The following is a 9069-nucleotide window of genomic DNA, read 5'->3' as shown; positions in this document are numbered from 1 at the left end:
TATTTGGTCGCTGGGGACAGGCTCCGCAGACTGGGGAATTTGCAATTGAGCCAGCAGGGAAGTCAGTTCTTCCATCAGGCTTGCATCATCGCTGTCTTCTGCCGATTCGCCTTCTTCTAAAACTTTGATTCGCTCAGCGTGGTTGCCCATAATCTCAACCATCATCCTCAGTAAGGAGGCCAGAGTTTCATTCATGCGTTTAACGTCCTTAAAATTGGGATATTTGGGGGTTGGGGGCGCCGGGAAAACCCGGCTGCCCTTTTCGCCGCTCACGATTGGCGTTACGCTCGGCTATCTCCCGAGTGTCTTGGCGAATCTCGTCTCGTTTAAAAACGCGCCACGCTCTTGCTCTTGAGGAAGGGGCAGGCTCGATCCTGCTAAGTGCTACTTTTTAGAGCAATTACCATCGGCATCAGTAGCCTAGCCGTAATCTAATTAGCTCAAGATTATTCATCAGGAGCGGTTGCCTTAATTGTCGGTGTCATATCTACAACAATCTCTTTCTCTTCAGACGGGTGCATCGGCTCGGCATTAAGTTGTCGTTGAACCCTGTTAAAGAAACCCGTAGTACGTGGCGTTTCGGTTGCGGGAGCCTGTGGCGAATTTTCTTCTTGTGGTGTGGGCGTTGGGGTTGTCATGAATAAAAAATGGGGATTGTTGACTGTTGACTGTTGGCTGTGGGCTGTTGACTAATGACTAATGACTAATGACTAATGACTGATAACTCATCACTTGTTGACCGCCTCCCGAAAAGCTTTTCCCGCCGAAAAAGTCGGCACCCTGGCGGCAGGAATTTGAATAGTCTGACCAGTCTTGGGATTGCGTCCTTCTTGATTGAATTTGCTTGGCAGCAGCGATCGCACTTGGCAGTAATGGGTGGTGTTCTATCGCCGGATTTGCCGCAGTGACGATTTGAACGAGAGTAACAAAGGCAAGTGCCTGGTCGGCTGGCAGTTCGATCGCCGCTGGAGGCAGGGTCTCAATTTCTTGCAGTTCTGCGCCGTACCTCTTTAAGAGTTCGACATCGTAGGACTGTAGAGGGTCTGTCATTTGTTAACAGCCTCCCTAAAGGCTTTTCCCGCCGAAAAAGTCGGCACCCTGGTGGCGGGAATTTGAATAGTCTCACCAGTTTGGGGATTGCGTCCTTCCCTCGCCGCTCTCCTCTTTGACTCAAAGGAACCGAAGCCGACCAGTGTTATTTTGTCGCCATCGGCAACCACTCGCATGATGGTTTTGAGCAAAGCTCTTACAGCATCTTGGGTTTGCGTCTTGCTTAGATTGGCTTCATTAGCCACTTCTTGAATGAGTTCGCCTTGGTTCATTAGTCGATCGGGTATTGGTTATTTGTAATGGTTGGTTGTTAGGCCGCCGTCACCACCCGACGGCCTGTCGGCGTTTACCGATGGTGCGGTTGCTTGTTAGTTTTGTTGCCCTCGCCTCCTTCTAAGAATTTCGTAATTTTCTGGCAAATCTTCTACTCTTTCGATCCCTAGTTCCGAAGCTAGTCTTTTGAGATCAATCAAGTCATAGTCACCGGGCACGCCAACGACATTGATCTGCATTGCTTTCGCCAAAGTTCTCAGAGACACTCCTAACTCGCGGCTTAACGTCGTCGCGTTGTCGAACCGTGGCAACTTTTTGCCAGTTTCCCAGTCGCCAACCGTCCGAAAGCTAAGGTCTAGCCTACGACTCAACTCCTCTTGAGTAAGTTGTAAATTTTGCCGAAGAGTCTTCAACGTCTCAGGCTCCTGATCGTCAGATAGGTTCATAATAACACTAAAGTATTCACACAAGAGTGTTGACAGCAAAAGCTACTTACACTAAAGTGTGAGTGGGTAGATACAACAAGCGCTTTGGTAAACCGCGTGAATACTGGTTTTGCCAAATCTCTAAGTTGAGTCTCCCACGTTGAACGCATTGCATACCCAACGGGTGGGATTCCCTTCTCACCCTCTCTAGAGAAATATGATGTACACGCTCGAAGAACTGGAACGAAAGAACTTCGCCGAGCTCAAACAAATCGGAGATGAGCTTAATGTGCTCCCAGAGGGCGATCGGCGTTACCGCCAAACTTGGATTGATGCCATTGTTGGCGTCAATTCCCCACTGCTGCAAGTGCTAGAAGTTTCCCCCGCGGAGGAAGTTCAAGCCCAGGAGAAGCAAGTGCTGGAAGTTTCCCCCGCGGAGGAAGTTCAAGCCCAGGAGCAGCAAGTGCTGGAAGTTTCCCCCGCGGAGGAAGTTCAAGCCCAGGAGCAGCAAGTGCTGGAAGTTTCCCCCGCGGAGGAAGTTCAAGCCCAGGAGCAGCAAGTGCTGGAAGTTTCCCCCGCGGAGGAAGTCCAGGAGCCGATGATAGAAACGGTTGAAATTTTCCCTGCAGAGAACCAGCAATCCCAGGAATGGGTAGACACCGAGCCACCAAATCGAGAAGATTATGAATTTCGCGAAGAGTACGATGAGGCTCTCAAGGAATGGCGGACTGCAACAAACCAGGAGGCACCGCTGGAATCCAAGTTTGGCCGCATCGTTTACCCCAAACCGGCCGAAGAGCCGATCGCACAAGCGGCCAAAACTTCCCCCGGTGTCGAAGTCGAACCCGTCCAGGACATTATTAATGAGACCTGGACTTCATGGGAAAAAGAATATTGTGCTTGGCTGGCGAATGCAAAATGGTGCATTTACCGGGGAGACAACAAGCGGATTGAAAAATTTCTCCCGGTTAGTAAAACACTTCGGCTTGAAGGAATGAAAGAGGGAGCCGAATATTGCACTATTTGGGAGGTTTCCGAGTGCGACTATGACTTTAGTGGGTCTCCGCTTCCAGTCTCTAGCAGCCTTTACGCTCAGGCAACCAAAACTTCCCCCGGTGTCGAAGTCGATCCAGTCAAAGTCCGCAATGTTGATTACCTCGATTGCCCTTGTTGTCAAACTGTTGGCAGCTTGTACCCCGTGTGTCCAGGACTTGACGGAGAAAGTCTCTGGGAAACTCGCTGCACTCATTGTGATTACGTAGGATATTGCGTCCGCCATCCTTTCGAGGACGTGCGACCCTTTGAAGTCGATCGCTTTCAGGAGCCAGTCACAGAAGCGGCCAAAACTTCCCCCGGTGTCGAAGTCGATCCAGTCTAGGACTCGATCGGACCGGCGGCCAAAACTTCCCCCGGTGTCGAAGTTAATCCAGTTTCTGAGGCGATCGTATCGGTCCCGGCAACTCCCCGCTGTGTTGTCGTGGCTAGTGAACCCATCGGCTCCGATTGCTGCGGCGACGAGGACGATGATGAGTGGGAGGGTTACTGGGGCGATCTCTATCCCGAGGACGAGGAAGAGCAGATCAATGGTTACTGCTACGACTCCGATTACAGTCATCTCAATGATGTCGATATCGAAACTTTTTCTGGTGCCGAAGTCCATCCAGTTTCTGAGCCGATCGCACAAGAGGCCAAAAATTCCCCCGCTGTCGAAGTCGATCCAGTCGAGGAGTCGAGCGCACAGGCGGGCCCATATTCCCCCGGTGTCGATGTTGATTACATTGAAAGTCAACTTCAAGAACCGCTTCTCGAAGCTTCCCCAGGAGCTTGTGATTGCCCGTTCTGTGGCGCTCAGCATGGGCTGTTTGTAGATCGAGATCTCCTGAATAGGTTCGTGATCCGCTGCTTGCACTGCGATAACAACAGACTCAAAACTTACCCCGGTGCAATTAGAAGTTTAGCTAAGGAGTCGGTACTGCCACCCAAGTCTGGTGGGACTTTTTGCAAGCTGGCTGCTAAGCCGATCGGACCGGCGGCCAAAACTTCCCCCGGTGTCGAAGTCGATCAGAAGCCGATCGCACAGGAGCATTTCTTTAACACCGGGGGAGTCAATGGACAGACAAGAAACACTTACGGATTTACAGGTTTGTGTGTTGAGACACATCGCCCAGAAGACCCTGCCGCCGAACTATATGCAGGTAGCATCTGTGCTGGGGGCAGCGCCTCAGAACACGAGACGGGCGATCGAGTTTTGGAAACAGCACGGGATAGTCAAAGAGGTAAAAGGCAAGCTCTACTCGGTCAGTCAACTAAATTAGTCAATCAGGCAGCCAAAACTTCCCCCGGTGTCAAAGTTGATTACGCCGAGGATATTTTGCCCAATTGCGTTGTCTGCTTTGGGGACAAGTTTATCGAAGACGCCTCGGGTTGCATTCTTAATTGTGTTCACTGCACTGAGGCAAGAATGAGGCAAAGTGCGATCGGACTGGGAACCGAAAATTCCCCCGGTGTCAAGCCCGACCAGAATCCGATCGCGCAAGCGGCCGAAACTTCTACTGCGAAAGTCTCTTCTTCAAAAAAAGCTAATTCCTACCTTGATTGCCCCAGTTGTGGCATTGGTCGATTGCGAGTAAAACAGAGTATCTACTGGGAAACTTCTTGCAAGAAGTGCGGCTACTTTGCTGAATCCATCTTGTATCCCTTTACTCCCGCTGACACGGGATACAAGGTTGGTGATTGGGTTAAGGTGCGGATTAAGCCTCGCCTAGCCACTAACATTTGCCGTGGAGAAGTTGTTTGCATTGATAAAGTCCAAGACGATTATTTGCGCTTTGTTAACCCTAATTTGAATCCAGCTTTAGTTATTTGGGTCAGGCAACAATTCTTACATCCTCACGAAGTCTCCCCTTGCGAGCCGCCAGTGAAAGCGGCCGAAACTGCCCCCGGTGTCAAAACTGAGCCAAAAGTGAGTAAAAGTGCGATCGTACAAGCGGCCAAAACTTCCCCCGGTGTCGAAGTCGATCAGACTCCGATCTTGACTGGCATCGCTCTTTCTGATAGGTTTCTCGCCACTTATCCGCCATACTTTGGCGAGATTCACTACAAGGCAGAAGACAGCGGCCAACTCAACTTGCTAGAACCGGTAACAGATGACGAGCCGCCAGACCCGGACGATTTTGAATCCCTCGATGCGTTCCGCGAGGCGATCGCACGCTGGGACTGGGAACATCCAACAAGCAGCTTCGATTATTGCTCCGATCTTTTGCCAAGCTCCGTGCAGAACGAGTTGCCGCTGCAAGTATCGCTTGATTCGTTTTGCCTCTGGGCGCATTGCCCGGATGACTGGTATGAGCCGGCCGTTTTGCTCGAACCGTCACCGGCTCACAAAAGTTCCATCACTTCGGACTTTTTTATTCCGACTTTTGGCAGTTTGGGCGATCGGTTCAACGGAAGCGACGAACCGCCCGACACAGGGATTTTCGCCCGATTGCCTAAGCCGAAGCCCCCCAAATTTCCCCCGCAAGCAGTGAGTTGGGCACAAGTCAACCACAAGTCAGCCCAAGTCAGCAGGCATCCTGAAACTATCTCGAAGCTATTTCACCGCGTCGCCGCTGGCATCAGCAATCAGCCAGCCCGATCGCCACCGGGAGGTGATGCGATGTCCTAAAAGACACTACTTGCGTGAAAGTTTAGACAATTTTTCTTCCCAGAATCAAACACCGCGATCGTCTTTTTTCAAGGCGGGCGATCGCTTCCTTTCTACTAATTACCCACTAACTACCGCAATGATTAACATTAAGATTACCGCCCCAGTCTTCAAAAAAAATGAGTTTCAATATTTAGAGCCCAAGGCTGACATTCAAATAGCGGGCGATTTCGAGAGCCTTTCCGAAGGTTATACTTTTTTGAGAACTCAGATTGACGAACTCCTACAGAAGCAGCAGGCAGAGAATACTCTTTTACTTAACCATGACAGATTGCAGAAAGAAATCGATAACAAGGAAAAGACTCTTTTGCGAATCAACAGAAGCATAGAAGTTGCCAGAAGACAATTTCAGCGGCTGCAAAACTTCCTCGAACGTCTAGGCATCAACCCTGATGCTTTTTCCTTGACTATTGCTGATAAGCCCATAGAAGTAAGCACTTCTTCCAGCGTTAATGCGGAGGTGGTAGACCCTATCCCTTTTGACTTGTTGAATCGGGACTCCACCGACGAAGATGAATTTTAACCATGGAAATAACCGCTGATTTTAACGATAGTTTCTGGGAACCGCCAGAGAGCGAATTTCAACCGCTTTTAGACTTTGAGTCAGAAGTATTGAGCGAGGTTCCGCATAATGATATTTCACTTCTGACTCAGCGCATTAAGCGCTCGTTCCTCGACTACGTGCGTCAAGGCATCATGCTTGAGGCGGTGTGTCGGTACCGCTTATATAAACGGCAATACAGAGGCTTTGCCGAATACTGCAAACAGGCTTTAGGGCGATCGCCCTTTTACTGCAAGCGCATAATTCAAGCGGCTCAAATCTGTTTGCAACTCATCAAAGCCAAATTCAGAATCCTGCCCACATCGGTCGCCCAAGCGCTGCCGCTCCTTAAGTTTGCAAAAGTGGATGAGTACGGCGAAAGCTTACTACAAGACAAATGGCAAACTGTCATTGACGAGCACCGACCGGAATCAATTACGGCTATGAAAATTGCCGAAACTCTTGACGAAGACCCAGAGGGCAGAGCCAAGCAAGTTCGCATTGGCGGCAAAGCTTACCTGTTGCTCCAAAAGAAAGCAGTAGAAGCGGGGATGGCCGTTTCTAAATATCTCGAAATGCTCATTAACGGCGGCGAACCGCCCGACGATGAACCGCCTCACGATATAGAGGGGACGGAGCTGACTCCTGAGAAAGAGGCGATTTGCGATCGGGCAGAAGCTTTCGTCAAAAAAGCTAAGCCCGCTAGGCGAGGATTTGCTATCAAAAAGCTATCACGATGCCATCAAAAAGCTATCAGCCGCCCCAGCCCCACTGTTAGATCGGACTGCGAGTCCGACTCATCGTAACTCCCTATCCCTAATTAAGAACCATGCGCAATACTTACACCTATCGGCACTCCGATCTGCCGTCCGTTCGACCTGAAATTCAAGCCGAGATTGTCGCTCTAGACGTTCAACTCGCCGACTTGATTTTAAAAAGTCAAGGTAATTATCGCGAACTGGAGCAACTAGCAGAAGTGCTAGACAACTGTCTGGACACTTGCCAACTCAATTTGCAATCAATTCGCATTGTTGCTAATGACACTCAGCAACCACCATCTGTGACACTGAAAGATTTGCCATTAGAAGATAAAGAGCTTGTTTATTCTGTCTCGTTCACAAATTCAGTTCTTCTTAACTTGTTGTCAAACCTCACTCGCAGAAAACCCGAGGAACTAGGCAAAGAGATAGCTCTGCTTTCTCGACTGCAGCATCCAGCACCAACCGTGGCAGAGGTTGAGGCGATGATAACTCAACTATCCTCAGTTCGAAGCAGAATAAAAGACGGCTTTGTTGTTGAAAAAATGAAGCAGCCAACTTGAAACAGTTGAGTTTAAAAATAAAAAGCGGTCAAGTATACGCTTGACCGCCAATTTTCCCCTCTAATCAATATTAAGTATGGGTAGAATAGCAAGCCTTTTAGACCTCCTAAAAGACCAAAAGTTTTATATCGCTGCCATATACCTCTCTGTAGAGTATTTGACTCAATTAGCCGTAGAGCGAGGCGAATCATCCGAACTTCTCATGAAGGCAAACTTGAAATATGTTGAAAAACACCTCGGGCCTGGTTTAACGGAAGCAAACGTTGACTTGTTCCTAAGAAAAATTATCGATTTTCATGATTCCCAATCTTAACCGCCTGACGAAGGCCGCATTGACTCAGCGGCCGAAACTCTCCCTTAATAATGGGGAGTCGCGGGATGAGTCGCAAGACAAGTGGCGCTTTAAAGATGAAATTAGCTTAGTTGCTATTACCTTTTTCGTAAGCGCCAGCCCGCATCAAACCGGACAAAATAAACGAGCCTTAATCAGTGAAGTAAGCATTAATTTGCTTTTGGGAGATTCGTAGGCTCTTTTGTCCTTCCAATTCTTTATCTCCCTAAAATAGATGAAATATTTAATCGTAGGCATCGACGTTAGTCGGTCGTCAATTGCCGCGTGCTTTATGCTGGAAAAACCCAGCAACCCCCGTGATGACTATTTCGACGCCGATATCGAAGTGTTTCACTCGAACATTGAAAATTTGAACCGACTTAAGACAAAAATCGAAAGCTTTCAAGCCGATCGAGTTGTAGCCATCTGCGAACCAACCGGGATGAACTACGCGCGATTGTGGATGAACAAGCTTGGCGACTGGGGCTGCGAGGTCAGAATGATTTCTAACAGCAAACTGCCTAACTACAGGGCAGAACTGATGGGAAAAGAAGGTAAGAGCGGGGCAAAGACTGACGACATTGATGCTTTTGCGATCGCCTGCTGGTACTTCGACAAACCCGAAACCAGCTACCTCAAAATCCGCGACCCTCTGGTTAATCAAATCAAGAGCATCTGCCTGCGACTTGAGCACCTTAACCGAGTCCAAAACCCAATAACCAACAGAATGAGGCAGGAGTTGGCGTGGCAATGCCCAGAAATTGCTTTAGTGAAATCGGCAAAACTGCAAGACGATTTACCGCCGCTGCTATGGGGCTGGCTTGCGGGGAGGCGAAAATCGGAAAAGTACGATCGCATCCTAGAGAAAACGATCGGATCTGGCATCGAACCCCAAACTCGCTGGGCTGCACAACAATACTGCGAAATTGAAGAGGAAATCTACAAACTCAAAAAGCAGTTGGTGCAACTAATTGACCATCCGCAGTTCGAGGAATATCGGCAGATTTTTACAAAGTTCGGCTTTGGGTACCAACTCCAGGGTTACTTGCTAGGAGCTATTTACCCGATCGAAGATTTTCTCAAGGATGGGCGACCTGAAATCAAAATCCGCAAGAATCGCCAAACCGGAGAGGAATCGAAGCTCAAACTTTCAGAGCGCCGCTTCATGCGAGCCGTCGGGATGGGTGTTGTGCGGGAGGATAGCGGCCAAAAAAAGAAGGGCAAACAGTCGGGCAGCGCGCTCTGCAGGAAGTCGCTCTGGCAGTGGTGCTTTACTCGCCTGGAAGTTGCCCGCAACAATCCGCCGCTGCAGTTCACTTATGGGCAGGGGGAAAATTTAGAAAAGATGTCACCAAAGAACTGGGTCTGAAGCCCCGTCCTTCTAGGACGGCTTTAATTCTCTTCGATTTTTCTCGATTGTATCAA

At 49.3% G+C, this 9069-nt stretch carries 12 protein-coding genes; 7 read left to right on the top strand and 5 right to left on the bottom strand.

Features of this window, described 5'->3' with window-relative positions:
- From QUB56_RS35545 to QUB56_RS35525, 5 genes are all read right to left on the bottom strand, one after another.
- Positions 1–195 (bottom strand): hypothetical protein (locus QUB56_RS35545; RefSeq protein ID WP_332961064.1); only part of this gene is annotated, 195 nt, incomplete at its 3' end.
- A 251-nt stretch (positions 196–446) separates the two neighbouring features.
- Positions 447–638 carry a hypothetical protein gene (locus tag QUB56_RS35540; RefSeq protein ID WP_332961063.1) on the bottom strand — a complete coding sequence of 64 codons (192 nt, stop codon included), beginning with the start codon at positions 636–638 and terminating at the stop codon, positions 447–449.
- Positions 639–696: 58 nt separating this feature from the next.
- The gene (locus QUB56_RS37585; protein WP_445243444.1) at positions 697–1050 is read right to left on the bottom strand and encodes a hypothetical protein; all 354 of its coding nucleotides are present in this window, start codon (positions 1048–1050) and stop codon (positions 697–699) included.
- Complete coding sequence (locus QUB56_RS35530; RefSeq protein WP_332961062.1) at positions 1047–1322, bottom strand: HU family DNA-binding protein; 276 nt, start codon at positions 1320–1322, stop codon at positions 1047–1049. The genes QUB56_RS37585 and QUB56_RS35530 overlap by 4 nt, the downstream gene beginning before the upstream one ends.
- A 96-nt stretch (positions 1323–1418) precedes the next feature.
- Entirely contained in the window at positions 1419–1769 is a 351-nt protein-coding gene (locus QUB56_RS35525) for a helix-turn-helix transcriptional regulator (RefSeq protein WP_332961060.1), read from the bottom strand.
- A 196-nt stretch (positions 1770–1965) separates the two neighbouring features.
- Here QUB56_RS35525 and QUB56_RS35520 point away from each other — a divergent pair, with 196 nt between their 5' ends.
- From QUB56_RS35520 to QUB56_RS35490, 7 genes are all read left to right on the top strand, one after another.
- Positions 1966–3126: a hypothetical protein gene (locus tag QUB56_RS35520; protein WP_332961059.1), complete on the top strand. Its 1161-nt coding sequence runs from the start codon at positions 1966–1968 to the stop codon at positions 3124–3126.
- A gap of 99 nt (positions 3127–3225) precedes the next feature.
- On the top strand, positions 3226–5412 hold the full coding sequence (locus QUB56_RS35515; protein ID WP_332961058.1) for a hypothetical protein: 2187 nt from the start codon (positions 3226–3228) through the stop codon (positions 5410–5412).
- Entirely contained in the window at positions 5399–5974 is a 576-nt protein-coding gene (locus tag QUB56_RS35510) for a hypothetical protein (RefSeq protein WP_332961057.1), read from the top strand. Before QUB56_RS35515 ends, QUB56_RS35510 begins: the two co-directional genes overlap by 14 nt.
- A 2-nt stretch (positions 5975–5976) precedes the next feature.
- Entirely contained in the window at positions 5977–6798 is an 822-nt protein-coding gene (locus tag QUB56_RS35505) for a hypothetical protein (RefSeq protein WP_332961056.1), read from the top strand.
- Between the two features lie 23 nt (positions 6799–6821).
- Positions 6822–7313 (top strand): hypothetical protein, encoded by a 492-nt coding sequence (locus tag QUB56_RS35500; protein WP_332961055.1) that lies wholly within the window; start codon positions 6822–6824, stop codon positions 7311–7313.
- 296 nt (positions 7314–7609) lie between these two features.
- Positions 7610–7840, top strand: coding sequence for a hypothetical protein (locus tag QUB56_RS35495; RefSeq protein ID WP_332961054.1), 231 nt, complete (start codon positions 7610–7612; stop codon positions 7838–7840).
- A 39-nt stretch (positions 7841–7879) separates the two neighbouring features.
- Positions 7880–9013 carry an IS110 family transposase gene (locus QUB56_RS35490; protein WP_332961053.1) on the top strand — a complete coding sequence of 378 codons (1134 nt, stop codon included), beginning with the start codon at positions 7880–7882 and terminating at the stop codon, positions 9011–9013.
- Positions 9014–9069: the final 56 nt, after the last annotated feature.

This window comes from Microcoleus sp. AR_TQ3_B6 (genome assembly GCF_036702785.1).
Lineage (GTDB): Bacteria > Cyanobacteriota > Cyanobacteriia > Cyanobacteriales > Microcoleaceae > Microcoleus.
The sequence above is the reverse complement of the archived record's forward strand: the minus strand, read 5'-3'. Positions and strand labels throughout refer to the sequence as shown.

What these genes read in the sequence shown, in the direction of transcription:
- QUB56_RS35540 (WP_332961063.1), bottom strand. Translation starts at nt 638, where the DNA reads ATGACAACCCCAACGCCCACACCACAAGAAGAAAATTCGCCACAGGCT.
- QUB56_RS37585 (WP_445243444.1), bottom strand. Translation starts at nt 1,050, where the DNA reads ATGACAGACCCTCTACAGTCCTACGATGTCGAACTCTTAAAGAGGTAC.
- QUB56_RS35530 (WP_332961062.1), bottom strand. Translation starts at nt 1,322, where the DNA reads ATGAACCAAGGCGAACTCATTCAAGAAGTGGCTAATGAAGCCAATCTA.
- QUB56_RS35525 (WP_332961060.1), bottom strand. Translation starts at nt 1,769, where the DNA reads ATGAACCTATCTGACGATCAGGAGCCTGAGACGTTGAAGACTCTTCGG.
- QUB56_RS35520 (WP_332961059.1), top strand. Translation starts at nt 1,966, where the DNA reads ATGATGTACACGCTCGAAGAACTGGAACGAAAGAACTTCGCCGAGCTC.
- QUB56_RS35510 (WP_332961057.1), top strand. Translation starts at nt 5,399, where the DNA reads ATGCGATGTCCTAAAAGACACTACTTGCGTGAAAGTTTAGACAATTTT.
- QUB56_RS35505 (WP_332961056.1), top strand. Translation starts at nt 5,977, where the DNA reads ATGGAAATAACCGCTGATTTTAACGATAGTTTCTGGGAACCGCCAGAG.
- QUB56_RS35500 (WP_332961055.1), top strand. Translation starts at nt 6,822, where the DNA reads ATGCGCAATACTTACACCTATCGGCACTCCGATCTGCCGTCCGTTCGA.
- QUB56_RS35495 (WP_332961054.1), top strand. Translation starts at nt 7,610, where the DNA reads ATGATTCCCAATCTTAACCGCCTGACGAAGGCCGCATTGACTCAGCGG.
- QUB56_RS35490 (WP_332961053.1), top strand. Translation starts at nt 7,880, where the DNA reads ATGAAATATTTAATCGTAGGCATCGACGTTAGTCGGTCGTCAATTGCC.